Below are 26523 nucleotides of genomic sequence, written 5' to 3' on the forward strand. Positions count from 1 at the left end.
GCTACACCTCGACCTCGAGTCCGTCCACGGCCACCTCCGCACCGGTCTGGGCCACGACGCGCCGCTCTGGGCTGTCGTCCAGCAGGACCGGATTGGTGTTGTTCAGGTGTACGAAGATCACCCGCCGCGCGTTCAGCGACGGGAGCTGCGCCAGAGTTCCGTCCGCACCGCCGATGGGCTGGTGCCCCATCTCGCGGGACGTCTTGCCGGCGAGGCCGAGCCGCACCAGCTCGTCGTCGCTCCAGCACGTGCCGTCGATCAGCAGGCACTCGCAGCCCTCGAGCTGCGCGCGCAGCTCCGGCATCAGCGCCTGCACCCCCGGCAGGTAGACCAGGTTCGCCCCGCTGCGCTCGTCGGTCAGCCGGTAGCCCACCACCCGGCCGTGGTCCGCCCCGGGCCCGAACCGGGCCTGCTTCGTGGTGGGCACGTCGAACGCCCGGCAGGACAGCCCGTCGCCCAGCGGCACGTCGGTGCCGGGGAGGACCGCCGTCCACTCGACCGGGCAGTACCGTTCGAGCGTGCGCAGCACCCCGGTGCCGTCGCACAGCGTCTTGTGCACGGCCGGTGTGGCGTAGAGCCGCAGAGCGCGGGCTTCGCGCAACAGCAACAGCCCCAGCGTGTGGTCCAGCTCGGCATCGGTGAGCAGCACCGCCTCCAGCGGCGACGTCCGGCCGGTGCGCGGGTGGAGCTCCGGAAACGCCTCGATCTGCGTCCGCACGTCGGGCGAAGCGTTGATCAGGTACCACCTCCGGCGGTCGGCGCTCACCGCGACCGAGGACTGGGTGCGCACGACCCCGGCTCCGGACCGGATGGCGGCGCACACCGGGCAGCCGCAGTTCCACTGCGGGGATCCACCCCCCGCAGCCGAGCCCAGCACCCGCAGCCACATCCCGCCACCCCGTCCGTGGTCGTCCCGAACCGCCGGGTGGCGCCGGACCTGCTCCGGCGCCACCCAACGTCCCCTAGTCGTCCAGCTGAGCGATGTACATGGTCACCTCGGGTGCGACTCCGATCTCGTCGAACTCGGGCGTCTCCCACGCAACGAGTTGAGACTCCATGGATTCACCTCCTCTGCCCGAATCGCGGCAGGTTCTCCTCCAGTGTCACGAAGTTTCCGGCAGGGCGAAGACGAACAGGGCGCTTCCGTGCCCCGCGCCCAGCATGCCGGGCAGGAACCCCTCCGCCCAGCCGCCCCAGCCGACCGGCACGGCGATGTACTGCCGCCCGTCGACCATGTAGGTGGTCGGGCTGCTGTGGTGGCCGCTGCCGCACTGGAACTGCCAGAGCAGCTCACCGGTGCGCGCGTCGAGTGCGTTGAACTCGCCGGTGGCTTCGCCGGCGAACACGAGGTCGCCGCCGGTGGCCAGCGTCGACGCGCACATCGGCAGTTCGTTGCGCCAGCGCCACTTCTCCTCGCCGCTGCCGTCGAACGCGCTGACCGATCCGGCCATGTCTTCGGCATCCACCTGAACACCCGCGCCCCAATAAGGGATGCTCTCCCTGAACTCCCGGCGCCGCCGGGTCGCCGTGGCCCCGGTGTCCTGGACCGGGACGTAGAAGAGCTCGGTCTTCGGGCTGTAGGACGCGTGGGTCCATTCCTTCGCCCCGGCCGGACCCGGGTAGAAGTGGACCGGTTCGCCTTCCTTCTCCGGGTACACCTTGGCCGTGACCTGGCCCTCCCGCGTGACCGCGCCCCACGTGATGCGGTCGACGAAGGGGGTGATCTGGACCAGCGAGCCGTCCGTGCGGTCGAGCACGTAGAAGTAGCCGTTCTTGTCGAAGTGCCCGAGCAGCTTGCGGCCGTCCTTTTCGAACAGGATGCACTCGGCGATGCTGTCGTAGTCCCACAGGTCGTGCGGCGTGCACTGGTAGTGCCAGCGAATCTGGCCGCTGTCCACGTCGACGGCGACGATGCTGTCGGTGTAGAGGTTGTCGCCTTCCCGGACCTCACCGTCGAAGTCGGGCGCCGGGTTGCCGGTGCCCACGTAGAGCAGGTTGGTCTCGGGGTCGAACGTGCTGGTGACCCAGCAGTTCGCTCCGCCGCGCGCCCAGGCCTCGCCGTCGGCGGGCCAGGTCTCGGAACCGGGCTCACCGGGCTTCGGCACCATGTAGCAGCGCCACTGGTGCTCGCCGGTCTCGAGGTCGAACGCGTCCAGGTGGCCGCGCACCCCGAACTCACCGCCGGAACTGCCCACGATGACCATGTTCTTCACGATCAGCGGGGCGACCGTGGCGCTCTCACCGGCCCGTACGTCGCCGTAGGTCTTGGTCCACACCCGCTTGCCCGTGGTGGCGTCGAGCGCGAGCAGCCGGGCGTTCGCCGCGACGAAGAACACCTTTCCCTGCGCCACGGCGCACCCGCGGTTCACGTTGCCGCAGCACAGCGAGACGTCGAACGGCACGGCGTGCTTGTACCGCCAGATCTCCACCCCCGTCTTCGCGTCCAGGGCCCAGATCCAGCCGTCCCAGCCGGTCAGGAACATGACCCCGTCGACGACGATCGGGGCGGCTTCGAACGAGTAGGTCGAGGCGCCCGCGATCAGGCCGGTCGTGCCGGCCTGGAACACCCAGGCGGGAACGAGCCGTTTGACGGTCTCGGTGTTGATCTGGTCCAGCGGGCTGTACCGCTGCCCGTTGTACGCGCCGTAGTAGGTGAGCCAGTTGTGGGGCTCCTGGCGGGCGTTGAGGATGCGCTCGTAGTTCACGCCGGACGTCACCGGCGGAGCGACCTCCCCGCCCGGAATCTTGCCGCTGAGGTTTCCCTGGTCGATGGCCTCACCGGCGTCGACGTAGTCCTCCGAGGTCGTCATGTCCTCTTCCTCCCTCTACGGTTGCGGTTGGTCGGGCCGGTCGAGTCGCGCTTCCGGCGGCGCGTCGCCCAGGACGACGATGGCACCGGTCAGCCCACGGCCCTCGTCGTTCCCGGTGGGCGAGCTGAACCAGTAGTAGCCCGGCCCGTCGAGGTTGAGCGTCGCGCGTCCGCGCGAATGGTTCACCAACCAGATGAATTTCCGGTCACCATTGCTCGGCAAGAGCGCGCAGTGGGTGTTCTTGTCGTCATTGATCAGTTCGAGGTCGATATCTCCCTCGTGGGGCATGACGAGAATGGAGGGGTCCCAGGTCAGCTCATCCTCGTTGATGCGAATCGTCGCCTTCATGCGGCCATCCGATCCTTCGGTGGCCCGCGCGATCTTCCCGGTGCCCAGCACACGGCCCAGCGTCGCGTGGTTCTGCACGTCCAACCCGAGCTCTTTGAGCAAGTCAGCCCGCTCTGGCGCTGTCGTCATCGGCCTTCACCCTCCTCATCCCGAATCCCTGTGCCGACTTCGCATCGGTCACATCGAAGGCGCACTGTCGCGGCGATGCACATTTCCGCACGGAAAATTCTGCGAAATCCGATCGCATTCCCCGCCGCGTCCGACGTCCGATGGAAAATCGGTAGTCAATACGCACGCTACGCCGGAGAAATCACGTCGACAAGCGCGGGAGGCGGGCGAGAGCGCCGATGCCGTTCAGCGGCCACCGGCTACCGTTCACAGCCGATCCAGGGCCGCTGAGCGGTGGGGGAGAACCAAAAAAACTCCCCCGGCGAGGCCGCGGCGGGCGGTGAAAAATTCGGCTCGCGGCCCCGTGTTCCGGTCCCGACGGGGTCAGGTGAGGTCGTACCGATCGAGGTTCATGATTTTGTCCCAGGCAGCCACGAAGTCTCGCACGAACTTCTCCCCCGCGTCGTCGCTCGCGTAGACCTCCGCGAGCGCCCGCAGCTCGGAGTTCGAGCCGAAGACCAGATCGACCCGGCTGCCGGTCCACTTGAGCTCGCCGGTGGCCCGGTCGCGGCCCTCGAAGATCTCCGGCGCCGAACCGGATCCCGTTCGCGGCTGCCACTGCACGCCCATGTCGAGCAGGTTCACGAAGAAGTCGTTGGTCAATGCTCCGGGCCGGGACGTGAAGACGCCCAGTGGCGAGTGGTGGTGGTTCGCACCGAGGACGCGCAGGCCACCCACGAGGACGGTCAGCTCGGGCGCGCTCAGGGTCAGCAGGTTCGCCCGGTCGACCAGCGCGCGCTCCGGGGGCAACCGGCCACCCTTCGCTTCGTAGTTGCGGAACCCGTCCGCGGCCGGTTCGAGCGCGGCGAAGGACTCCGGGTCGGTCCACTCCTGCGTCGCGTCCATGCGTCCCGGCGTGAACGGGACTTCCACGTCGTGGCCGGCGTTCCTCGCGGCCTGCTCGACGGCGGCCACCCCGCCGAGCACGATCAGGTCGGCGAGCGAGATCTTCTTGCCATCGCTTCGCGAGCGCGTGAAAGACTCCCGGATCCCCTCCAGCGTGCGCAGCACCTGCGCAAGCTCGTCGGGCTCGTTGACCTCCCAGCTCCGCTGCGGTTCGAGGCGGAGGCGCGCCCCGTTTGCCCCGCCGCGCTTGTCGCTGTCGCGGAACGTCGAAGCCGACGCCCAGGCCGTGGAGACGAGCTGGGCACCCGAGAGCCCAGAGGCGAGGAGTTCGGCCTTGAGCGCGTCGATGTCCGCCGGGGAAACGAGTTCGTGGTCCACGGCGGGGATCGGGTCCTGCCAGAGCAGCGTCTCCCGCGGGACCAGCGGTCCGAGGTAACGCCGGCTCGGGCCCAGGTCGAGGTGCGTCAGCTTGAACCACGCCCGGGCGAAGGCCTCCGCCAGCTGGTCGGGGTTCTCGAGGAAACGCCGGGCGATCGGCTCGTAAACCGGGTCCACCCGCAGCGCGAGGTCCGTGGTCAGGATCGTCGGGGCGTGCGTCTTGGCCGGGTCGTGCGCATCGGGCACGGTCCCGGCCCCGCCGCCGTCGCGCGGGATCCACTGCCACAGCCCGGCGGGGCTCAGCTCCAGGTCCCACTCATAGCCGAAGAGGGTCTCGAAGAAACTGTTGTCCCACTTCGTCGGGGTCGGCGTCCACGTACCCTCGAGGCCGCTGGAGATGGCGTCCGCCCCCTTGCCGGTGCCGTAGCCGCAACGCCAGCCCAGGCCCTGCTCCTCGAGAGCGGCCGCCTCGGGTTCGGGACCGAGGTGAGTGTCCGGCTCAGCCGCACCGTGGGTCTTGCCGAACGTGTGCCCGCCCGCGATCAGCGCGACGGTCTCCTCGTCGGTCATCGCCATGCGGCGGAACGTCTCGCGGATGTCGCGGGCGGAGGTGACGGGATCCGGGACGGTGTGCGGCCCCTCCGGGTTGACGTAGATGAGCCCCATCTGCACGGCCGCGAGTGGTTTCTCCAGGTCCCGGACGCCGCGGTGCCGCTCGTCGCCGAGCCACGCCCGCTCGGGTCCCCAGTAGACGTCGTCGTCGGACTCCCACACGTCCACGCGGCCGCCGGCGAAACCAAACGTCGTGAAGCCCATCGTCTCCAGGGCGCGGTTGCCCGCGAACACCATCAGGTCGGCCCAGGAGATCTTGCGGCCGTACTTCTTCTTGACCGGCCACAGCAGCCGGCGCGCTTTGTCGAGGTTGCGGTTGTCCGGCCAGCTGTTCTGCGGCGCGAAGCGCTGCATGCCCGTGGCCGCGCCGCCGCGGCCGTCGTCGGCGCGGTACGTCCCGGCGCAGTGCCACACCATCCGGACCACGAGCGGCCCGTAGTGGCCGAAGTCGGCGGGCCACCACTCCTGCGAGGTCGTCAGCACCTCGTCGACGTCTCTCGCCAGCGCGTCGAGGTCGAGGGTCCGGAATTCCGCGGCGTAGTCGAAGTCCGGCCCCATCGGGTCGGCCACGGCGGGGTGTTTCCGGAGGATCTTGAGGTCGAGCTGGTCCGGCCACCAGTCGCGGTTGCCCGATGGGCCCGCGCGGTGGGCGCCGCGCGTGGCCGGGGCGGGGAGGCCGAGGCCGCCCGCGCTTCGTTCGTTCGTCTCGCCGACCACGGTGTCGGGTCTGTCAGCCACGGGAATCCTTCCGGGTACTGCGGTTGTGCCGGCGAACTCAGATGTCCAGCGCCCGGCGCACGGCCGGCGCGTTGCGCCGGGAGACCGGCACCATCTCGTTCGCCCCGTCGGCCATGACGAGCTGCAGCTCGCCCTTCTGCCCGCGCTCGATCTCCCGGACGCGGCTGAGGTTGACCACGTACCGGCGGTGCACCCGCAGGAAACCGACGTCGGCCAGCTCGTTGTCGAGCTTGTCGAGGCTCTGCGACGCGGCCCGCAGGCGCCCCTGCGCGGTGGACAGCCACACGTCGTTCCCCTCCGATTCGGCGAAGGAGACCTCCCTCAGCGGCAACAGCACCATCCGGTTGTCCCGCATGCCGACCACGCGGCGCGGCTGCACCCGGGGGCGCGCGGACTCCGCCGCCGGGGGCAGCTGCACTCCCTCGGAGACGCCGAACGAGACCAGGTGGCCGATCAGGTGCGCGGACGAGAAGACGGGCCGGATGCTGATCGACGTCGGCGAGTCGGCGAGGTGGGTGAAGGTCTGCGTCGACCCGACCCAGTCGGGGTTGTGAGCTGCCTGCTTCGTGGCGTACCGCACGGCACCGATCAGTTCCGGCAGCCCGGGGTTCCACCGCAGCGTGGAGTCGAACGCGGGCGTGGACGCCGGGACGCCCATGAGGACACTCGCCGTTTCGTCCGCGATCACCGCCTTGCCCGCGGTGTCCACCGCGGCCAACGGCGCGCCGGTGCGGGCCCTGGCCTGCGTGTAGGCCGCGACCAGCTCAGCGCCGCTGTCGCGCGCGCGCCGCTTCAGCGCGCGCTGGGTCTTGGCGACCGCGCCGGCCAGCCACCCGCCCGCGGACGGTGGCAATTGGCTGCGCCAGCAGGAGAGGTTCAGGCCCCCGATCGGCTCCCCCGTCACCACATCCCGCACCGCGATGCCCGCGCAGACCCAGTTGTGGAACGCCTGGCACCAGTGTTCCGCGCCGCTGATCAGCACCGGGCCGTGCGCCTCCAGCGCCGTGCCCATGCCGTTCGTGCCCGCGGCACACTCGGACCAGCAGAACCAGGGCGCGAGGTTGAAGTCGGTGGCTCGGGCGAGCGTGGCCTGGTCCCCCCACTCGCCCAGGATCCGGCCCGTGGCATCGGTGACGGTGACGACCCCGGAAACGCTGCCCATTTCGTGTGCCACGGACGCGGCGCGAAAACCCAGCTCGGCGAAGACGACATCTTGCTCGGGGGCGTGCTCACGCTCGGCGGCGGCCACCGGAGCTTCGGTCAGGTGCGGATCCACCCGGTATTGCTCCCGGCAGCGATGCCACGAGATCGCCACCAAGGGCCGCACCCCGGGAACTTGATCCTCACCCTGCACGAACCGTTCCCACGCCTCGAAGACGGCGCCCCCACCGGGGCTCGCCGCCCGCCGTTCGAACCGATGTGCATCCTTCATGGTCGAGAACCACCTTCAGCCCATCCCCGACGCCCGGCCGCAGGCTCGCCGCCCGCACCGGTCCCCGCTCGTCCAGGCCGGGCCTGGCTCGCGGCTGACTGGGCACTGCCTCGCACGTCTCCGGCTTCGGCACCTCGTTTCCGGGTTGTGCCACCAACCGGCACAACCCACTGTAGGTACCGTTGCCGGGCTGCGCACGTCTCCGGCCAGGGGAACTGGTCCCGCCGTTCGCCGCAGGACCCGGAACCGGTTGTGCCGTGGCCGAAAGGCCCGGTGCGAACCGTCCGAAGTGCTCTCGTCAGTGAAGGCGTCACGGGCTGCGCGGGAGTCACGAAAGAGTTTCTCGTTGCGGCACAACCACAATCGGCTCGGTCGGGAAGCGTGAAATCCGCACCACCGCCCCCGCGGCGCGGGCGCCCACTGCGGACTGATCGTGCTCAGCGGGTCTTGACCTTTCTCTGGTGATCGGGGCAACCTGCCGTCCGGGGTGGTGTGGAGCGCGTGTCTCCGCGATGCTGGGCCGGGACCGGACAGGGGAGGTGACCGTGAAGGTCGTCATCGTCGGAGCGGGAATCGGGGGACTGACCACAGCTCTGCGGCTGCACCACGCCGGCATCGAGTGCGTGGTCCACGAGCAGAGCGAGCGGATCGCCGAGCTGGGCGTCGGGATCAACGCGCTGCCGCACGCGGTCAAGGAGCTCGCCGCGATCGGCTTGCTCGATTCGCTGGACGAAATCGGGATCCGCACCCGCGAGCTGTTCTACACCCACCGGCTGGGGCAGGTGATCCTGCGCAAGCCGTGCGGAGTGGACGCCGGGTTCACGCTGCCGCAGTTCTGCCTCCACCGCGGCCGGTTGCAGGGCCTGCTGCTCCGGGCGGTGCGGGAGCGGCTCGGGCCCGGCGCCGTGCGGACCGGGCACCGGCTGACCGGGTTCGACCAGGACGCGAGCGGCGTCCGGGCGCAGTTCGCCGACCGCCGCGGTGGCACGGAAGTGACGGTCCACGGCGACGTGCTGGTAGCCGCCGACGGGATCCACTCAACCGTGCGGTCCCGGCTGTTCCCGGCGGAGGGCCCGCCCCGGTGGAACGGCGTCCTGATGTGGCGCGGCGCCACCGACTGGCCGGAGTTCGGCGGCGGCCGGTCGATGATCGTGGCCGGTGGCACCGCGGCCAAACTGGTGATCTACCCGATCGCGCAGGGCCGCAGGGCGGACACCAGGTTGACGAACTGGGCGATCTGCATCCAGACCGGGCAGCCCGGGGCCGCACCGCCGGAGCGGCAGGACTGGGCCAAACCCGGCGACCGGGCGGAGCTGGCCCGGCACGTCGGGCGGTTCTCCTCGGCGGTGGTCGACCACGCCGGGCTGGTCGAGGCCACCGAGGAGATCTTCGAGTTCCCGATGTGCGACCGGGATCCGTTGCCCGCCTGGTCACACGGGCGCGTGACGCTGCTGGGCGACGCCGCCCACCCGATGTACCCGATGGGCTCCAACGGCGCCGGCCAGGCGATCCTCGACGCCACCAGTCTCGCCGGCCACCTGGCGCGGCACGCCGATCCCGCCGGGGCTTTGCGAGCGTACGAGGACGATCGCCTGGCGGCCACCAGCGAGGTCGTGCTCCGCAACCGCCGGGGCGGGCCTGAGAACGTCATCGACGAGGTCGAACGGCGCGCTCCGGACGGCTTCTCCCGTCTCGAAGACGTGATCGACGCGGCGGCGCTCGAGGCGATCGTGACGGGCTACGCCCAGGTCACCGGGGCCTCGCAGCAGCAGGTGAACGCCCCGGGCCGGTGAACCAGGCCCGGGGCCGTCAGGCGCCCTCGACCGAACCGGGCGGCAGGAAGTCGACGTCGTACAGCGCCGACAACCGGACCACCTCGGCCGGGTCCTCCAGGTCGTGCAGCTTGTCGAACAGCTGCGCGAGCCGCCCGGCCGGGCTCACCCAGAACAGTCCCCGGGCGATGTCCTCGCTGCGGTTGTAGTAGGCGTGCGGGAGGCCCTTCGGCATCCGCACGGTGTCGCCGGGGCCGGCGGTCTCCCACTGGCCGTCGAGGTAGAGCGTGAACACGCCTTCCAGGATGTAGATGTGCTCGTCCTGGGTCGGGTGCACGTGCGGTGGAACGCCGGTGCCGGGCGGATCGAGGGTTTCGAACGCGAAGCTCGACTCGCTGGCGGCCTTCATGAAGTAGGTGTGCCCGAGCACGTTCCACACCTTCTTCTGCATGCCTTCCTGCGCGAGCGTGATCCCCTTCGGAAGGGGACCGAGCACGATTTCCTCGCCGGTCATCACACCTCCTGGCCGATGGTTCGTCAGCTACGCACTCTGCGCCATGCCGGACCCGATGTACAGCCGCCGACGGGTGGCCCGCCGGCACGGCGACCGGCCTACTCCTCGGGGTTCACCTCGGCCAGCCGCTCCTGCACGCGGGCGTGGCGGAACTGGTAGACGTCACCGGCCTGCCGCAGGACGCCGCGGCGGTGCGCGTCGTCGAGGAAGTGCATGAGCCGCCAGGGCAGCCGGCCGGTGGCGGCGAGCCAGAAGTGGTGGACGAAGTAGTTCCCCCACGCGCGCGTCACGAGCACCGCCACGCCGATCCCGCAGCCGAAGCACACGCCCACCACGAACGGCAGCACCGGGTTCGCCGCGGGCGGGAACACCTGGCCGCCGGCGATCGCACCCGCGAGGCCGTAGCACAACGCGGCGAGACCGCGGGCCATGAAGAACCCGAACAACGCGCCGGCCACCCCGCCGGCGATCGCCAGCGCGAGGTCGAACCGGCCGCCCAGCACCGGCAGGAACCGCGTCTGCGCGGTGAACGCGAACGCGATCCCGTCGAACAGACCCGCGGACACCAGGAAGGAGACGGACAACGCGATCGCACCGGTCCGTTCGTTGCGCAGGATGGTCCTCGGGCTCGATACACGGCTGGCGTCGACGGGTTTGGCGAGCCACACGTGCACGCCGAACACCACCCCGAACACGAGCGCCAGGAACACGACCAGACCGGTGGCCAGCGACCAGCCCAGGCCGAGCAGGACGCCCACCACGGCGCCGGCCGCGAACCGGACGGCGAACTTGCCCGCGGCCCCGGCGAAGCGCAGTTCGGTGTGCAGGGGCTCCGGAGCGCGCCCGAAGCGGTGGGTCAGGTAACCGGCACCACCGAACGAGAGGGCGTAGATCACGGCCAGCGCCGGCCCGGCGGAGAACCAGCCGGCGGCGAAGAAGAACACCGCGATCAGCGTCCCGGCGAGGACCGCCCGGGTCCCGGCGGGTACCGCGTGGTGCAGCCGCCACCAGGCCAGGTCGCGGCTGCGCCGCTGTTCGAGGTGCCGGGCGAGGAACCCGAGCCAGCGCATGGCCTGCGCCGCGGTGTAGCGCCCGGACGGACTGGTCTTCGGGTTCCGTCCCGGTGGCTGCGGCACCTGCGCGTAGGCGTTGGGGACGAGTGAGTCGAGCAACTGCCCTTCGAGGGCGGCTTCGTCTTCGGCGGCGAGCAGTTCCGCGGGATCCGCGCCGTAGCCGATCCGCGCGAGATCGACCATCAACGGCGTCCGCAGCGTCCGGCCCAGCGGCCCGTCCGGATCCCGGCGCAGCCGATCGGCCACCGGGAGCCAGCGGTCGTTCTCCCGAGCGGACAGGTAAGTGATCGCCTCCTGCCGGGTGACGGGCTCGAGCCGCACCACGGTGGCGGTGCTCAGCACCGCGCCCGACTCGCGCGTGACCTGCTCGTACTCGGCGGAGCGGGAGGTCAGCACCAGTGAACGGCCCACGGCCATGGTCTGGTCCAGTGCGTCCAGCGCGGTGGCGCGCAGATCGGCCGGCATCTCGTCGAGACCGTCGAGGACCGGGACGACGTGGCCACCGAGGACGAGCCGGGTGGGTGCGTCGCGCCCGTACTCCCGGGCGTTGAGCAGAGCCGGGTGGTTTTCGGCGAGCCGGCCCGCCAGCCACCGGTCGAGGTGTTCGCGCCGCGGATCCCACGAGGCCAGCGACAGCAGCACCGGGACCGGGCTGCCCGGCCCGCGGGCGCGCAGCAGCTCCAGCGTCAGCACCAGCGAGAGCACCGACTTGCCGGAGCCCGGATCGCCGAGCACGACCAGCTGCTGCACGGGCAACGCGGCGTAGGTCTTCGCGACGTCGTCGAGGTCGCCCCGGAGCGACGGTTTTCCCGGGCGGGCGACGGCCGACCAGTGCAGGGCGATCGGCTGCGGCCGGTGCAGCGAACGCAGCTCGGCTTCCGCCCGCCACTGCCACGTGACGGCTTCGGCCAGCTCGGTGACCGCACGCCCGAAGCGGTGATCCGGCGCGGCATCGCCGGCCGGCTCGGGCTGCGGGTCTGGGACCGGCTCTGGGGCTGGGATCGCGGTGGGGGCGCTGGGCCCGGACTCGGTCAGGATCTGCTCGTGGAGCCGCCGCAGGTGGGGGCTCGGGTCGACGCCGAGCTCGTCGGCCAGCCGCCGGCGCAGGCCGTGGAAGAGCGTCGAGGCCTCGGCGTAGCGGCCCTCCTTCGCGAGCGCGCGCATCAGCAGCAGATGGGACAGCTCGCGTATCGGGTGCTCACCGCAGAACTCGGTCAGCTCGCGGACGACCTCGCCCGTTTCGCCGAGCCGCAGCTGCCATTCGGCGCAGAGCTCGACGGCGTCGGCCCGCTGTTCATCCAGCAACGCCGCCCGGCCGGCGAGCGTGGTCGTCCGGAGCCCGTCGAGCGCGGGGCCCCGCCACAGGGAAAGCGCGTTCCGGATCTCTTCGACGGCGTCGACCAGCTTCGCCTGACCGGCGAGTCCCCGGGCCACCGCGACCCGGCGGCGGAAGAAAAGCGAATCGAGGTCCCCCGCGTCGGCCTGCAGGCGGTACCCGGGACCGTCGGTGACGATCATCCCGCCGAGCTCGCCGAGCCGGCCGCGCAAGGCGGAAACGCAGTTCCGCACCTGCTTCACGGCCGTCGCCGGCGGCTCGTCCTCCCACAGCGCGTCGATCATGCGCTCCACCGGGACGACCGAGTTGGGACTGAGCAGAAGAGCGGCGAGCGCGCGCTGCTGCCGGGTGCTCGCCAGGGCGACCCGATCCCCGTGCGCACGGACTTCCAGCGTCCCGAGAATGCGGAACCTCATCGCCTCTCCCCCACGCCCCCAGGCTAGCGCCCGGCATCCGGGCCCGAAACGCGCAGGTGCAGCGGCGAATGCCGGCGCGAGGACGAAACGAGGACGGCATCGGCGACCCTGAGGACACGGCGAGGGAACGGGGAGGCCGGGGGGCCCGACCCGGTGGCGGGCGCGTTGCTTTGGGGGTCGCGCCCACCACCGGGACGGCCACGCGCGGAAGGAGATCACCGGCCGCGCCGTCCGCGAGACGACCGGCGGACGGAGGACGTGGCGATCAGCGGGCTTCCCGGTAGCAGGACTGGGCCGTTGTGATCAGGCGCCGGCGGCTCGGCGGGCGGCGAGGACGACGGGGTTGCCCGGCAGGTCGGCCCAGGCGATCTCGAAGTAGTTGCCCTCGGGGTCGCTGAGGTAGGCCGAACGTCCGGTGAAGAACTCCGCGTCGACGGGTTCCTTGGTCACGCGAGCACCGGCGGCGCGCATCCGCTCGGTCAGCCGGTCGACCTCGTCGGCGCTGTCGACCATCACGCCGATGGTGAACCGGATGCCTCCCGTACCGGGGTCGGGATCGGTGTTCCCGTCGCGGGCGAGCTTCGCGACCGGGAACAGGGCCAGCACGATGCCGCGCAGCTCGAAAGCCACGAACTCGCCGTCGTCCATGATCTGCGGCCAGCCGAGCGAGCGGTAGAAGTCGCGCAGCGCGGGAAGATCACGCGCACCCAGAGTGATGAGGTTCGCCAGCGGTGCGGAAGTGGTCATGGCGTGAGTATGCGCCGCAACGAGCGCGCTGCGGAGTGCTGTCACCTCCAACCGCTCGAGCGGAGTGCCGCCGAACGACCCGTCGGGCCGCGTTTCAAGCCGGTGCACCCGCGATCCAGCTCGCGCCGTACCGCGATGGTTCCGGCTCGGCACGCACGCCGTGGTCGTGGGATGGGGAGGACGCGAAGGTGTCCCGTGATGCCGAGGGCGGTGCAGCCGGCTTCCCAGTTCGCGCACCAGATGCCCAGTGCGACGGGCGCGTAGTACCGCGAGGAGGTGGCGGTGAAGAAGTCCACGCGGCGGACGGCGGTCCCGGCGTCGTCGGTGACCGCGACGCACCGGGTGGTCTGGCTGTTGAACGACGACGGCGACCACTGACACGCCTCATTCGTGCGCCCGAGCGCGGAGAACCGCGGGGCGCTGACCTCGAGCGGCCGGCGGAAGCCGGAATCGACGAAGAACAACGAGGGCACCTCAGGCGGCGGTGCTGCGCCAACTCGATCGCGCGGACGGTCACGGGCTTCAACCGCGATCGGTACCCGGTCGCGGTTGAAGCAGACGATGTGGTCGCGGCCGGGCTGGAAGCGCTCTCCCCAGTGCGCCGCGATCGCCGTCTGGTCAGCGCCCGGGCCGATCCAGCAGGTCGCCACGCCCATCCGCGCAGCGTGCAGGACCATCACCGGCAGGCTCCGGCCGACATCGATCATCGCGGTCCGGTCGTAGTCGCGCTGTGCGCCGGCCGTCGGCCACACCGTGAGCGCGGCGGCGAGGTACTCCAGCCGGATCGGACTCGTCCCGATCAGCGTGGCGGGCCGCACGTGTTCGTGCGCCACGCGCAGAGCTCGGCCCGGTCGGCGTCGGCCAGGTCCTGGCGCTGGAAGGACCGGCAGGAGCGCCGGGAACGGATCAGGTCGAAGGCGTCGAGATCGGCACGCCGGGCGGGCCTCGCAACGCGCGGCCGAAGGCCCAGTTTCATCGTCACGACGTCGAACGCGAAGCCGGGCAGCACGAAGGCCCCGAGGGCGGCGATCAGCAGGGCCGGCAGTGTGCTCGCCAGGCGGACGACAGCGGAAAGCAGCAGGAGAGCCACCGCCACTGCCGCGGTCGGCAGGTACTGCAGCCAGCCCGTGAACCGCAGGCGCCACTTCAGCCGTCGCAGCAGTGCTGGGGGTCGGGCCCCGGCGTGGTCATCAACGATCGAGTGCGCTTAGCGTGGAGTCGTAAGCACACAATCACCATGAGCGTGGGGGCGATCACCTCGCCTGGCGGCGACATGTGGGCAGACGTAAGCCCAGGCAGATCGATGTTGACCGGCTGTTCGACACCACGGCATCGGTCTTCGCCGAGCGTGGCTACCAGGCCGCCACCGCGCTGGAGATCGCGAACCGCTCCGGCGTCAACGAGGTCACGATCTTCCGTCGCTACGGAGGGAAAGCGGCCCTGATCAACGCCGCGCTGTCACACGTCCTGAGCCGTTCGCCCGGCTGAAGGCCGGCGACGCTGTCGACGCCGACCTCCGCGCAGTGGTCCATGCCTATGCCGAGACCGTCCGGCAGTACGGCGGCGCGGTCCTGACCTTGCTCACCGAGGTGCCCCCGGCACCCGGAGCTCGCGGACGCCCTGTCCGCGCTGGAACCGAACCTGCGCAACGCGGCCGAGATGATCGCCGTGCACCAGGAACGCGGCCGGCTGGCTCCGGGCGACCGGATGCGGATGCTGACCACGCTGATCGCGCCGCTCATGGTTATCGGCCTGTGGCCGCGAGCCGGAATTGCCGCAGCCGGCGATGATCTCGACCCCGAAGCCGTGGTGGCGGCGTTCCTCGACGACCATCGCGCCCGGTGACGGATTCCGACCTCACCGGGCAGCCGGACCTGATCAGCCGGCTCGCCGGTAGCGGTCGAGGATCGCGGCCCGGACCGGAGGGCCTGAGGCACCGAGCGCCTGCAGGATCGGGGTGACCAGACCACCGTTCATGCCGATCAGGCCGAGAGCCAGGTGTTCGACACCGATGTGCTGCTCGCGCCTGGCCTGCGCCTCGTGGACGCTGTGGGCCAGGCTGTCCCGGGCCGCCGTGGTCAGTGGCAGGTGCCCGCGGGGAACGGCACCCTCGGCGTGGTAGCGGCCGTTCACGGCCGGGCCGGGGACCGCTGCGGCGAGGAGGCGACGACGCCTGCGGCGGAGCAAGCCCGAAGGGAAGGCCCGGCGCAAGCTCAGCCGAGGCCGCCGCCGGTGGTGCACGGCGCCGGCGGCCTGGGCAACCGCGTCGGCGCCGAAGGACGCCACGATCCGGGCCCGCACGGCGTCGAGATCGACCCCGACGGCCGCCAAGGCGTCCCGATCGAGGTCGCCGAACAGGCAGGCACCACCGCCGAGCCCGAGCCGGCGGACGATCTCCTCCTCCACGCGGTCCGGCGTGATTCCCCGCTCCCGCAGGACGGCACCGGCCGGCTCGGGGACCGAGGCCAAGGCGAGCAGCAGGTGCTCGGAGCCGACGTGGTGGTGCCCGAGCCGGCGAGCGTGCTCCTGGGCGTGGACGACAACGGTGCGGGCTTGCGGAGTGAACCGCTCGAACATCATCGCCCCCCGACTCGCCGGCCATACTTGCGGTGCACGGTCTGCTTGGTGACTCCCAGCCGCTCGGCGATGTCCTGCCACGACCAGCCCAGCTTGCGCGCCCGTTCGACCTGCAGGATCTCCAGCCGTTCGGACAGTGCTCGCAACGCTGCCACCGCACGCAGGCCCACTTCGGGGTCGTCACTCGTGGCACTTTCGGCGATTTCCAGAGTTGATTCCATGCCCGTCAGCATATGCTGACGAGCGACTGGCGTCAACATATGCTGACGAGCCGCGTTCAGGCCTGGCTCGTCACCGGCGGAGGCTGATCGGCGGCACCGTCGCGCCGCGCAGCGTCGGCTCGTCGACCGTCTCCGGGCGGTACGGCAACGCCGCCAGCCGGGCCACCATCGTCTCCACCGGCGCGTCGAGCCCGGTGCCGAAGAAGAACGCCCACTCGTGCTCGGCCGAGCCGAAGTAGACCGGTGCCTCGAACGTGTCCTCGAATCGCCGCCAGCACTTGACGAGCGTCGAGTTGCGCCACAACGTCGGGCAGCCACCCTGGTAGGCCACCACTCCGCCGGGCGTGAGCAATCCCTTGCACAACTTCAGGAACTCCTCGCCGTACAGGCGGTTGTGCTGCGCTTCGGTCCCCTCCTGCTCGTCCGGCAGGTCGACCAGGACTATGTCGTACTTTTCGGTGGAGGTGCGGACGAACTCCCAGCCGTCGGCGTAGTGCACGCGGATCGGGCCGTCGCCCCGCTCGGCCGCTGCCAGCTCCGCAGCCGAGTAGCCGTAGGGCAAGTGTTCGGCACAGAGCCGCACCGCCTGGGTGTCGATGTCGACGTGGTCGACGACCGACGCGCCCGCCGCCACGGCGATCCGGCACACCACGCCTTCGCTGGAGCCGACCACCAGCATGCGGTCCACCTGCGCGGCCAGGAGCAGCGCGGGCACGAGCAGAGCCTCGTGGTAGACGAGCTGGCTGAACTCGGTGCTCTGCCGTTCGCCGTCGCAGAACAAGGAGACACCCTGTGCGGTTTTGCCGATCACCAGGTGCTGGTAGTCGGTGCGGACGTCGACGAGCACGTCCGAGACGTGCCAGACCCTGGTCACGCCCGCGCCGACCGGTTCCTCGATGTTCACCTGTCCTCCTGTCCCCTGTGGACGGTCCTGGTCCGGGCCACGCCGGCGCCGAGCAGATCTCGCAACAGCTGCACGGCCAGTTCCGGGTCCGCGCGGCGCCCGCATGTGAACACGTCGACGAACACCGACCCGCGTTCGGGGTAGGAGTGGATCGAAGCGTGCGACTCCGAAAGCAACGCCATCACGGTGACGCCCTGCGGTTCGAACTTGCTGAACGTCACGTCGCGCACGGTGGCACCGGCTTTGGTCAACGCGAGCTCCAAGCTCTCACACAGGAAAGCGGCGTCGTCGAGCAACTCGGACGACACGCCGGAGAACTCCGCGAGCACGTGCCGGCCGGCGAACTCGCCGACCTCGTCGTGCGGTTCCCCGCCGACGAAGTAGGTCCTCAGTGGAGGGAACCCGTTGAACGACACCGACGAGTAGCTCTGGGTGTAGGCACCCGTGCCCAGGATGTCGACGTGGTCACCGGCCCGCAACGCCAACGGCAAGCGGTACGGGGTGCGCTGGTAGAGCACGTCGTCCCCGTCGCAGGTCGGGCCCGCGATCACGACCGGCCCGTCCGGGGTGGCGTCGTGCGCGGTCTCCAGCCGGTACGCGATGGCTTCGTTCTCCGCCTCGGCCAGCCCACCGTAGCGCCCGATGTCCAGGTACACCCAGCGTTGCCCGGCCGTCGCGGACTTGCGGGACACCAGCACGACCTCGCTGCGGATCAGCCCGGCGCCGGCGACCACCGCGCGGCCCGGCTCGAACGCCAGCTCCGGCGCGACCGGGAAGTGCCGCGCGACCGACGCGCGGATGGCGGCGGTGTACTCGGCGAGTGGCGGTGGTTCGGTCACGTACCGGCCCGGCAGCCCGCCCCCGATGTTCAAGCCCCGCAACGACACGCCCCGCGCGGCGACCGCGCGGGTGATCGCGGCGGCGGAGGCGATCCCGGCCTCCCACGCGCGCGGGTCGAGGTGCTGGGAGCCGACGTGGAACGCGACGCCTTCCGGGTCCAGCCCGAGGGTGGCCGCGTCCACGAGCAGGTCCACGGCCATTTCCGGGGCACAGCCGAACTTCTGCCCGAACGGGGTCTGCGAGCCGGAACTGTCCACGGAAACCCGGCACGACACCGTCGAACCGGGCGCGTGCGCGGCGATGTTCGCGAGGTCCGCGGCGCTGTCGAACGTGAACCGGCGAACCCCGGCCCGGTGGGCGAACGCGATGTCGCGGGCCTTCTTCACGGTGTTGCCGTAGGAGATCAGCTCGGGGCGGGCTCCCTGGTCGAGGCAGAGCTCGATCTCCTCTCGACCGGCGACGTCGAAGCCCGCGCCCGCGCGCGCGAGCAACCGCACGACCTCCGGCGCCGGATTCGCCTTCACCGCGTAGTACATCCGGGCCTCGGGCAGCGCTTCTCGAAGCCGGGCATGGCTTTCCCGCACTGCTTCGAGATCGATCACGAGGCACGGCGTCGGGGGTCTGCGCTCGTCCAGGAACGCACGGCATCGTTCCAGCGGCTGCGCGAGAGGTTCGGTCACAACGCCCGAGTATAGGTTCGCATCCGGCGCCGGCCGGAATCCCCGCAGGCGACCGGGACCTTTACGGGTCACCGGCCACGCACGACCGCTCAGCGATGTCGCCCTTGACGAAACAGGACCTCTGCGCAAAGAAGGCGGCAAGGCGATCCCGGCACACCGTCAGCCGGGGATCAGGACAGGAGGGCGTCGAGGCCCTTCAGGAGCTCGGCTTTCGCCTTGGCGCCGACGATGCGCTGCGCGCCGTCACCGTCGCGGAACACGACCAGCGTCGGCAGCGACATCAGGCGGAAGTCCCTGGCGGACTGCGGGTTCGCGTCGACGTCGAGCTTGACGATGGTGATCTTGTCGCTGTGTTCGCCGGCGATTTCGTCGAGCTCCGGGCCGAGCTGCTTGCACGGTCCGCACCACGGTGCCCACGTCGGAGACGGTGACCGCGGCGGTGTTCTCGGTGTTCTCGGTGCTCTCGGTGTCTCGGACATGGGTTCACTTCCTCCCGAGGGTTGACGACGTGCTCATTCGGTGCCGGCGAGGCGGCGTTCGACGTCGAGCGCGGCGCTGCAGCCGCGACCGGCCGCGGTGATCGCCTGGCGGTAGGTGTGATCGACGAGGTCGCCGCAGGCGAAGACGCCGGGCAGGCCGGTCCGCGTCGACCGGTCGCGGGTCACGACGTACCCTGCCTCGTCCAGGGTGACCTGGCCGCGCACCAGTTCGCTGCGCGGCTCGTGTCCGACCGCGACGAACACGCCGGTGACCCTCAGCGCCGAGGGCTGCCCGGTGACCGCGTCGCGCGGCTGGAGATCGGTCACCGGCTCGGCGCCGGCGACGTTCTCGACCACGGTGTTCCACCGGAACCGGATCTTGTCGTCGGCGAAGGCCCGCTCCTGATGATCTTGGAAGCCTTGAGCGTGTCCCGGCGGTGCACGACGGTCACGGACTGGGCGAACGATGTCGCCATGCTGACCTCGGACGGTTTCTGGGCATGTTCTGCGGCGCGGTCCTCGCCGGCCGGGTCGGTGACGGCCGTCCTGTGCGTCTGCACCGGGGTGGACCTGTCGGCCATGACGGTGTCCGCGATCAGCTACCTCAGCGAGACGATGCCGGCGGCGCACCGGGGCCGCGCCCAGTCCACGACGCTGGCCGTCGGACTGGCCGGCATCCCGGCCATCGCCTTCCTGGCTCGCGACGTCGTGCCCCTCGGTGCCGACGGCTGGCGCATCGCGTTCCTCGTCGGCGGTCTGGGCCTGCTCGCGGTGCACGCGCTCGCGCGGTTGCCCGAATCGCCGCGCTGGCTGCTCTACACCGGGCGCACCGCCCAGGCACGCGCGGTCCTGACGAAGCTGGGCGACCCGCACCTCACGCTCGACGAGAACGCCGGCATCCGGCGCGACACCAGCGTCGGCGCCTTGGCCGCGCTGGCGGGCCGAAGGCTGCGCCGACGCACCGCGGTGATGCTCGCGACGTGGATGCTCGCGATGCTCGGGTTCTACGCCTTCGCCGCGTGGGTTCCGGCGCCGCTGGCCGAACACTGCTTGTCACTGGCCAAATCGCTGACCTTCTCGGCGATCACGACCATCGTTGCGGTTCCCCGGCGCGCTGGTGGCCCGGGCCGTCTCCGACCGGTTCTCCCGCAAGTGGACGATGGCGGCGACCTCGTGGTGATCGCGGTGTTCGGCATCGCCTACGGCTTTCAGCTCGGGCGGGGCCGGGAGCAATCTGTCCGGCCTGCTGGTGTCTCAGCCAGACCTTCGTGGCGTTGATCTACACCTACACCCCCGAGGTGTTCCCGATGCGCGTGCGCACCTTCGGCTGCGGCGTGCCCTACGGCGCCGGCCGGCTGGCCACCGTGGTCGGGCCGATGCGCATCCCGTCCATCTACACCGCGGGGGGATACACCGCGGTGTTCGTCACCGTCGCCACGTGCTGGATCGGCGCCGGGGCGATCGTCGCGCTGTTCGGCCCCGAGACCACCCGCACGCCACTTGAATCCGTACCCGACGGCGATTCCACCGACGCGTGACGACAGAAGTTCTTCTGGTGTCGCCGGCTGGATCGCCGAGTCCCCTCAGCCAGTGATCGAACGTCCCGGCCTCGGGCGGACGCGGGCCGGTTGTCCCGCGTCCCCGCCGAGCACGTGTTCCCCTCCGTAACGTTTCGCGGCTGTCCGCACGACGTGAATACGGCAAAGCCGACACGAAGGGGACGTGATGCGAGCTCTGGTGCTGGCCGGTGTGACCGGTCTGCTGTCCATGACCCTCACCACGCCGGCGCTGGCGTCCGGCGTACCGGAGCAGTGGTCGACCGGACCGTTCACCGCGCAGGTCGCGGTCAGGGCCGGGGACGTCAACGGCGACGGCAAGGACGACGTCGTCAGCTTCACCACCGACCTGTCCGGGTGCACCGTGTTCCTGTCGACCGGTTCGGGCTTCCAGCCGGGGCAGGACTGGGGCGCGTGCAGAAGTGGCGCCAACGACAGCCCGTACTACGCGTACTTCATCGGCGACGCGGACAACGACGGCCGCGCGGACGCCATCACAGTCCGGCCGAACGCCATTTCGACCCCGCGCGTACGGGGCATCTTCGTGGCCAGGTCGATCACCGACGGCGGCGGCGTGGCCCGGTTCGGGACGCCCACGCAGTGGCTGGACAACACCATCGCCGGCGACCAAGGGAGCCGGGCAGTGGACCTGGAGGGGGACGGGGACACGGACGTGATCGGCTTGTTCTCCGGCGGGGTCCCGCCACTGGCGGCCAGGTCGGACGGCACGGCGACGCTGCCCTTGATCGCGTGGGGCCCGCAGGACCTCCGCGGCGAGACGCAGACGCTGGCAGCGGACGCAACCGGCGACGGCAAGGCCGATTACCTCCTCATAGACTCGGCCGGCACGCGCGTGGTGCCCGGCACCGCGAACCGCTGGTTCGACACACCCCCGGCGCAGTGGTCGACGACGCCGTTCCACGGCACCAGGAAAACCCTCACCGCGGACATCGACGCCGACGGCAAAGCGGACCTCGTCGCCGTCAACGACACCGAGGTGCAGGTCATGCGCTCCACCGGCACGGGCTACTCCGCGCCCGAACTGTGGTACCCGGGCTCGTTCTCCGGCACGAAGGACACCCTCACGGCCGATGTGGACGGTGACGGCGACGCCGACCTCGTCGCGGTGAACGACAACGACGTCTGGGTGCTGCGCTCGCAGTAGGACTCATCCGGCTCAGGCGGAGGCAGCAGTCCGCCACCGCGAGCCCGGACAGGACCGCACAGAACCCGCCTGCGCGCCCGGCCGGCCCGGCCGGCCCGGGTGGAGAGCCGAAGTCACGCAGCGAAAGGATCGGCGTGCCGGGCCGTACCCGTGCGCACGAACAGCAGCGGGACGCTGAGGACACACACCACGCCGGCGACACCGATCGCGGCACGGACGCCGGTGAGGCTCGCAAGCCCGCCCGCGGCGGCGACGAACACCGGGCGGACCAGCCGGCTGCCGATCGACCAGCTGCCGAGCACCCGGGCCAGCATGTCCTCGCGGACGATGTTCATGCGGTGGGCACTGAACAAGGGGTTGAACACGCCTGCCGCCAGCAACAACGCCGTGCTGGTCAGCAGGTACGTCACCATCCCGCCGAAGCCGCGACCGACGAAGGGGATCACGAGCAGCCACGGGGACCGCGCGGCGCCTGCCCACAACAGCACTCGACGCGTCCCGAAACGGTGCGACAGCCGCGGAGCAAGCCGTGCGCCGACTAGGCCGCCCAGGCAGGGCAAGCCGATGACCAAACCGTACTGCCACGGTCCGAACCCGAGGTCGTCCAGCATCAGCACGGTTTCCAACGGGGCGCCGGCCAAGACCGCGGAGCCGAACAGCACGCCGTTGCCGAACAGCAACGCCAGTTCCCGATGCCGGAGCAGGTAACGCCACCCCACGAGGAGATCGCGGCCGAAGTGCCGGCTCCCGGAGCGCGCGGGCGGTGGGGGCTCCGGGCGGCGGATCGACCGGACGCCCAGCGCCGAGGCCAGGTAGGAGATCGCGTCGATCAGGGTCGTCACCGCGGGTCCGACAGCGGAGACCAAGACGCCACCCAGCGGCGGGCCCGCGGAGTTCACCGTCCAGCCGGCGACTTCGAACCGGCTCGCCGCCTCGGCGCGCTGCCGGGTGCCGACCAGCGCACGCAGGTGCGCCCCGCCGGCCGCGGTGAACGCGACCAGGGCCACCGTCTGCACCACGCTGACCACGTACAACTGCGGCAGCGACACCACACTCAGCACGATCGCCACCGGCACGCTCCCCAGCGCCACGAACCGCACCACATCCGCGGTGATCAGCACCGGCCGCTTGGCGCGGAACTCGACCAAATCGCCCACCGGCAACGCGAGAAGCGCACCCACGAGCCCGGGTATCGCCGCCAGCAGCGACACTTCGGCCGCGGACGCGTGCAAGATCAGGACCGCCACGAGGGGAAGGGCGCCGTACCCGATCGCCGATCCGGTCTCACTCGCGGTGTATGCCCACCACAGCCGCCGGAAATCCTCCCCCAGCCCCGCCCTCATCCGGCCGACGCTAGCCGCTCGGAACGCAGTCGATCACCACCTGTCCGAATCCTGTCCGGCCGAAAGCCGCGCCGACGCGACGTTGACCCGTGGCGCACAGCAAGGTCCTCGGCGAGATCCGCCGCGGCGGGCAGGTGGCTGGTCCCTGGATAGCTGACGCCGGGCAACGCGGCAATGCCCGTCTCCGGAAGGAAAAACGGGCGCCCGCCGCGAAAACCGCAGCGGGCGCCCGTGTGCACGTCCGGCTACGAGTTCACCACCCGCACGGTGAGCGGACGCGCCACCGGTTGCGCCGGCGTCCGGACGGTCACGGTCCTCGTCGCGGAGTCCCACGTCCAGGTCCCGCCGGGGCTGCGGTGGCCGTCGACGAAGACGGCCGACGGTGCCTTGGCGTCGGTGAACCGGACGGTCCAGGTGCGCTGCGCGGGCCGGCCCGGGTACGACCCGTGCATGGCGGCGATCGCGAGCGTCGCCGAGTGGGCGTCCTCGGCGTAGGTCAGGCCGGTGGTGGCGCCCTTCGCGGAAGGCGACTGCCCGTCGTCTTCGTAGAGGGTGAACGCGCCGTTGTGGCCGCCGGCCACGGTGACCGTCGCGGCGGTCAGCGGGTTGTGCTCGTCGCCGGTGACGTTCGCGCTGCGGGTGACCATGATGCCGCCCGAGCGCAGGAACACCGGCATCGTGTCCCAGCCCGTGGTGATCTGTGCAGTGGTGCCGCCGTGGTAGGTCTTGCCCGTGAAGTAGTCCGTCCAGTCGCTGCCGGGCGGGAACCACACACTCGTGGAGGCGGTGGTGCCCGGGCTGGTCACCGGCGCCACCAGCATGTCCGGGCCGTACAGGTACTCCCCGCCGGCCTGCGCGTAGGCCTCCTGCCGATCCGGGTACTGCAGGTAGAGCGGCCGCACGATCGGCAGCCCGGTCGCGGCGGCCTGCTGCGCGAGCGTGTACGTGTAGGGCACGAGGTCCTCGCGCAGGTTCAGGAACTTCGTCGCCGACGCGTCCGCCGCGGCCCCGTACTGCCACGGCAACCGGTCGCTGTGGTTGGAGTGGAGCCGGTCGATCGGCTGGAACGTGCCGAGCTGCACCCAGCGCGCGTACAGGTCGTCCGGCAGCTTCGTGCTGCCCGGCTCGCTCCCCGGTTCCTGCAGGCCCCCGGTGTGGCCACCGATGTCGTGGCTCACCGACGCCAGCCCGGTCGCCGCGGACTCGCCGGGTGTGTAGCCGACCTCGAAGCCCAGCGTGGCCCAGTCGGAGATGGTGTCACCGGTGAAGTGCAGGGTGGTGCGCTTGTCGGCCCACGGCCCCGTGGGCACCGCGGTGGGCGAGCTGTAGCCACCGGCCTGCAGCGAGCCGTACGCGCGGGAGAACGCGAACCCGCGGCCGACGGTCTTCGCCGCGTCGTCGGCGTACTGCTGATTGATCCACGAGTCCGGGGTGACGCCGGCGAGACCGGATTTCGACCCGTCGCAGCACCAATCGAGCCACCAGAGGTCGTTGCCCTGCTGCTCCATCGGCCGGTGCACGTCGAAGTAGGCCCGCAGCTGGTCCGGATCGCCGAAGTCGAAGACGTAGCAGCCGGTGCCGCCACCGCCGCAGCTCCCGGGCTTCAGCTTGCCCTTCGCGGTCGCCTGCGCGGCGGGGAACTGCGGATCGGCCGCGAGGATGCTCGGGTGGATGTTCAGCGCCGTGTGCAGGCCCTCATCGTGCGCCCACCGGAAGAACGCCGCCGGGTCGGGGAACCGGGAAGGATCGATTTCCCAGCCGTTCCACTTGTTCGGCGTCTTGTAGTCGGTGTCGACGACGAGCATGTCCAGCGGCACGTTCTCCGACCGGAACTTCGGCAGGATGGTCTGTTCGAAGTCCGCGGCCGTGCGGTCGTAGTACTCGGAGTACCAGACGCCGTAAGACCAGCGCGGCAGCAGCAGCGACGGCCCGGTCAGCCGGGCCAACTCCTGCAACGCGCGGGCGTAGTCCTGGCCGTAGGCGAACACGTAGCCGTCCTGGTAGGCCTTGCCGCCGTGCGCGGGGCGCTGGGTGAGCACCTTGGTGCCCGGGTCGTACAGCGCCGAGGCGGTGTCGTCGAGCAGCGACCAGCCGTCCTGGTAGAGGATTCCCGGGCTGGTGACGGTGGTGCCGTCCACGCCGTCGAGCCCGCGCCGGTAGCCGCCGAGCGCCGCGTGCGGGGCGAGCAACACCGAGTGGGACGCGGTCACCGCGGCGGTGTCGACGTTGAGGTGGCAGCTCGTGGAGTCGGGGCAGCCGAACGTCACGGCATTGGTGCCCGCCGCGAGCCTCACCGGGATGGCGGTGGTGCGCCACGAGTTCCAGCTGCTGGTCGCCGGCAACGTGACGGTGGCCGGTGCGCCGCTGCCCACCCGGAGGGACACGGTGGTGGGCTGCGTCCGGCCGGAAACGGCGGTCGCATCGGCGTAGCGCAATTGCAGGTCGTACGAGCCGTCCGCGGGTACACCGGTCACGGTGAGCGTGCCGGACGAGTTCGCCCGGTCCAGACCGGCGAGGAAACCCTTGCCGGAGTACCCGTCGTGGTCGCTCGCCGGGCGCGCGCCGCCGGCCGTGGCACCCTGTTCGGCCTCACAGATCGCGCCGAAGGCGCACGAGGTGGGCGCGGGCGGAACGGGCTGTGGGTACGCGGCGCCGGTCGTGACCACGGCGAGGCTGTCGAGGTTGACGTTGCCGGAGTCGCCGGTGCCCCGTTCGACGCTCACCCGGTGCTCCCCCGCGGGCAGCGTGACCGGCACGGTGGCCTGCGTCCAGGTGTCCCAGTCGGCGGTGGGCGGCAACGTGACCGGGTGCGGGTCGCCGCCGTCCACGAGGACCGTGAGCGTGCGGGTCGTGTGCTGCCCGTCGCCGCCGGATCCGTTGGCGTAGCGCAGGTCCAGCTGGTAATCGCCGGCCGCCGGCGCGGTCGTGCGGAACGCCACGTCGTCCCCGGCGTTGACGAAGCCCGCAGCGAAGCCGTTTCCGGTGTAGCCGCGGTGATCAGTGGCCACGCCCGGCCCGGACAGCTGCAGGTCCTCGGCCTCACACAGGGTGCCGAACGCGCATATTGGCGTCAGTTTGCCCGCCCAGGGGCGGGCCGTGACGTCCTGGCCGCCCGTGCGCAACCCGATAGTGAGGTTGTCGTCGGAGAACGCGCCCGAACCGAGTTTGTAGCGCACCTGCACGGCGCTGGTCCGGATGGTCAGCCAGCCGTCACGCTTCGTTGTGGTGTAAGGCGTTTTGGCGAAGCTGCCACGGCCGATCGTGGTGAAAGTGCCGGCGTCGACGAACGCGGAGTCGCCCGCGTACTCCGTCCGGATGAGCGTCGGCGACAGCACCTCGAACCGCGCCTGCCCGGCCGTCACCGTCTGCGCGGCCAGGCCGGAAGCCGGTGCCGCGCCGGCGGCAGCCCCCGTGGTCACCACAGTGCCCGCGAGGCACACCACGGCCAGCAGCCGCACGAGAAGTCGTTGTCGGACAGCTGTTGCCCGTCTGGCCACCATTGCCTCCTAGTGAGATCCCCGGCGACGCTAGTTCGGGACCGATCAAGAATGAAGCCGCGGGTTCAAGG

25 protein-coding genes and 1 pseudogene are annotated in these 26523 nt (G+C 70.9%); 6 read left to right on the forward strand and 20 right to left on the reverse strand.

Annotation, left to right across the window (positions count from 1 at the left end; translation table 11 throughout):
* Position 1: 1 nt before the first annotated feature.
* The 6 genes from pqqB to I6J71_RS22940 form a co-directional block, all read right to left on the reverse strand.
* Positions 2-889, reverse strand: a complete 888-nt coding sequence (gene pqqB, locus I6J71_RS22915) for a pyrroloquinoline quinone biosynthesis protein PqqB (RefSeq protein WP_204096568.1) — start codon at positions 887-889, stop codon at positions 2-4.
* A 73-nt stretch (positions 890-962) separates the two neighbouring features.
* Positions 963-1058: a pyrroloquinoline quinone precursor peptide PqqA gene (gene pqqA, locus I6J71_RS22920; protein ID WP_204096569.1), complete on the reverse strand. Its 96-nt coding sequence runs from the start codon at positions 1056-1058 to the stop codon at positions 963-965.
* 45 nt (positions 1059-1103) lie between these two features.
* Complete coding sequence (locus tag I6J71_RS22925) at positions 1104-2810, reverse strand: PQQ-dependent dehydrogenase, methanol/ethanol family (RefSeq protein ID WP_204096570.1); 1707 nt, start codon at positions 2808-2810, stop codon at positions 1104-1106.
* A 15-nt stretch (positions 2811-2825) separates the two neighbouring features.
* Positions 2826-3287, reverse strand: coding sequence for an MSMEG_3727 family PQQ-associated protein (locus I6J71_RS22930; protein WP_204096571.1), 462 nt, complete (start codon positions 3285-3287; stop codon positions 2826-2828).
* A gap of 363 nt (positions 3288-3650) precedes the next feature.
* The gene (gene katG, locus I6J71_RS22935) at positions 3651-5900 is read right to left on the reverse strand and encodes a catalase/peroxidase HPI (RefSeq protein WP_204096572.1); all 2250 of its coding nucleotides are present in this window, start codon (positions 5898-5900) and stop codon (positions 3651-3653) included.
* Between the two features lie 37 nt (positions 5901-5937).
* Positions 5938-7332: a DNA-binding protein gene (locus tag I6J71_RS22940; protein ID WP_204096573.1), complete on the reverse strand. Its 1395-nt coding sequence runs from the start codon at positions 7330-7332 to the stop codon at positions 5938-5940.
* A gap of 545 nt (positions 7333-7877) precedes the next feature.
* On the opposite strand from I6J71_RS22940, the gene I6J71_RS22945 reads away from it, so the two are divergent.
* Positions 7878-9125: a flavin-dependent oxidoreductase gene (locus I6J71_RS22945; RefSeq protein WP_204096574.1), complete on the forward strand. Its 1248-nt coding sequence runs from the start codon at positions 7878-7880 to the stop codon at positions 9123-9125.
* Positions 9126-9141: 16 nt separating this feature from the next.
* Here I6J71_RS22945 and I6J71_RS22950 read toward each other — a convergent pair whose 3' ends face one another.
* From I6J71_RS22950 to I6J71_RS22970, 5 genes are all read right to left on the reverse strand, one after another.
* A complete protein-coding gene (locus I6J71_RS22950) occupies positions 9142-9618 on the reverse strand; it encodes a cupin domain-containing protein (RefSeq protein WP_204096575.1) in 477 nt (158 codons plus the stop codon).
* 98 nt (positions 9619-9716) lie between these two features.
* The gene (locus I6J71_RS22955) at positions 9717-12443 is read right to left on the reverse strand and encodes a BTAD domain-containing putative transcriptional regulator (protein WP_204096576.1); all 2727 of its coding nucleotides are present in this window, start codon (positions 12441-12443) and stop codon (positions 9717-9719) included.
* 303 nt (positions 12444-12746) lie between these two features.
* Positions 12747-13190: a VOC family protein gene (locus I6J71_RS22960; RefSeq protein WP_204096577.1), complete on the reverse strand. Its 444-nt coding sequence runs from the start codon at positions 13188-13190 to the stop codon at positions 12747-12749.
* Positions 13191-13231: 41 nt separating this feature from the next.
* Entirely contained in the window at positions 13232-14023 is a 792-nt protein-coding gene (locus I6J71_RS22965) for a hypothetical protein (RefSeq protein WP_204096578.1), read from the reverse strand.
* A complete protein-coding gene (locus I6J71_RS22970) occupies positions 13990-14280 on the reverse strand; it encodes a hypothetical protein (protein WP_204096579.1) in 291 nt (96 codons plus the stop codon). The genes I6J71_RS22965 and I6J71_RS22970 overlap by 34 nt, the downstream gene beginning before the upstream one ends.
* Positions 14281-14465: 185 nt before the next feature.
* Between I6J71_RS22970 and I6J71_RS22975 the strand changes: the two genes are divergently transcribed.
* Positions 14466-14678: a helix-turn-helix domain-containing protein gene (locus tag I6J71_RS22975; protein WP_204096580.1), complete on the forward strand. Its 213-nt coding sequence runs from the start codon at positions 14466-14468 to the stop codon at positions 14676-14678.
* A gap of 171 nt (positions 14679-14849) precedes the next feature.
* The gene (locus tag I6J71_RS22980; protein WP_204096581.1) at positions 14850-15035 is read left to right on the forward strand and encodes a hypothetical protein; all 186 of its coding nucleotides are present in this window, start codon (positions 14850-14852) and stop codon (positions 15033-15035) included.
* A 33-nt stretch (positions 15036-15068) separates the two neighbouring features.
* Here I6J71_RS22980 and I6J71_RS22985 read toward each other — a convergent pair whose 3' ends face one another.
* The 7 genes and pseudogenes from I6J71_RS22985 to I6J71_RS23010 all read right to left on the reverse strand — a co-directional run bounded on the left by I6J71_RS22985 (position 15069) and on the right by I6J71_RS23010 (position 19359).
* Positions 15069-15767, reverse strand: coding sequence for a Clp protease N-terminal domain-containing protein (locus tag I6J71_RS22985; RefSeq protein ID WP_204096582.1), 699 nt, complete (start codon positions 15765-15767; stop codon positions 15069-15071).
* Complete coding sequence (locus I6J71_RS22990; protein WP_204096583.1) at positions 15767-15988, reverse strand: helix-turn-helix domain-containing protein; 222 nt, start codon at positions 15986-15988, stop codon at positions 15767-15769. Before I6J71_RS22990 ends, I6J71_RS22985 begins: the two co-directional genes overlap by 1 nt.
* 70 nt (positions 15989-16058) lie before the next feature.
* A complete protein-coding gene (locus tag I6J71_RS22995) occupies positions 16059-16892 on the reverse strand; it encodes a spermidine synthase (RefSeq protein WP_239155207.1) in 834 nt (277 codons plus the stop codon).
* A complete protein-coding gene (gene speD, locus I6J71_RS48705; RefSeq protein WP_239155412.1) occupies positions 16889-17284 on the reverse strand; it encodes an adenosylmethionine decarboxylase in 396 nt (131 codons plus the stop codon). Before speD ends, I6J71_RS22995 begins: the two co-directional genes overlap by 4 nt.
* 111 nt (positions 17285-17395) lie before the next feature.
* Positions 17396-18484, reverse strand: a pseudogene (locus I6J71_RS48710) (type III PLP-dependent enzyme); the annotation flags it as partial.
* A 98-nt stretch (positions 18485-18582) separates the two neighbouring features.
* The gene (locus I6J71_RS23005) at positions 18583-18891 is read right to left on the reverse strand and encodes a co-chaperone YbbN (RefSeq protein WP_204096585.1); all 309 of its coding nucleotides are present in this window, start codon (positions 18889-18891) and stop codon (positions 18583-18585) included.
* Positions 18892-18924: 33 nt separating this feature from the next.
* The gene (locus tag I6J71_RS23010; RefSeq protein ID WP_370542225.1) at positions 18925-19359 is read right to left on the reverse strand and encodes an NAD(P)/FAD-dependent oxidoreductase; all 435 of its coding nucleotides are present in this window, start codon (positions 19357-19359) and stop codon (positions 18925-18927) included.
* A gap of 6 nt (positions 19360-19365) precedes the next feature.
* On the opposite strand from I6J71_RS23010, the gene I6J71_RS23015 reads away from it, so the two are divergent.
* The 3 genes from I6J71_RS23015 (at position 19366) to I6J71_RS23025 (ending at position 21612) form a co-directional block, all read left to right on the forward strand.
* Entirely contained in the window at positions 19366-20169 is an 804-nt protein-coding gene (locus I6J71_RS23015; RefSeq protein WP_239155209.1) for an MFS transporter, read from the forward strand.
* Positions 20166-20429 (forward strand): MFS transporter, encoded by a 264-nt coding sequence (locus I6J71_RS23020; RefSeq protein ID WP_204096587.1) that lies wholly within the window; start codon positions 20166-20168, stop codon positions 20427-20429. The genes I6J71_RS23015 and I6J71_RS23020 overlap by 4 nt, the downstream gene beginning before the upstream one ends.
* A gap of 187 nt (positions 20430-20616) precedes the next feature.
* Positions 20617-21612: a VCBS repeat-containing protein gene (locus tag I6J71_RS23025; RefSeq protein ID WP_204096588.1), complete on the forward strand. Its 996-nt coding sequence runs from the start codon at positions 20617-20619 to the stop codon at positions 21610-21612.
* A 113-nt stretch (positions 21613-21725) separates the two neighbouring features.
* On the opposite strand, the gene I6J71_RS23030 is transcribed toward I6J71_RS23025, so the two are convergent.
* Together I6J71_RS23030 and I6J71_RS23035 are read right to left on the reverse strand one after the other, a co-directional pair.
* Positions 21726-22955 carry an MFS transporter gene (locus I6J71_RS23030; RefSeq protein ID WP_204096589.1) on the reverse strand — a complete coding sequence of 410 codons (1230 nt, stop codon included), beginning with the start codon at positions 22953-22955 and terminating at the stop codon, positions 21726-21728.
* Positions 22956-23200: 245 nt separating this feature from the next.
* The gene (locus I6J71_RS23035; RefSeq protein ID WP_239155211.1) at positions 23201-26413 is read right to left on the reverse strand and encodes a TIM-barrel domain-containing protein; all 3213 of its coding nucleotides are present in this window, start codon (positions 26411-26413) and stop codon (positions 23201-23203) included.
* Positions 26414-26523: the final 110 nt, after the last annotated feature.

Origin of the sequence: Amycolatopsis sp. FDAARGOS 1241, from assembly GCF_016889705.1 — a bacterium.
Lineage (GTDB): Bacteria > Actinomycetota > Actinomycetes > Mycobacteriales > Pseudonocardiaceae > Amycolatopsis.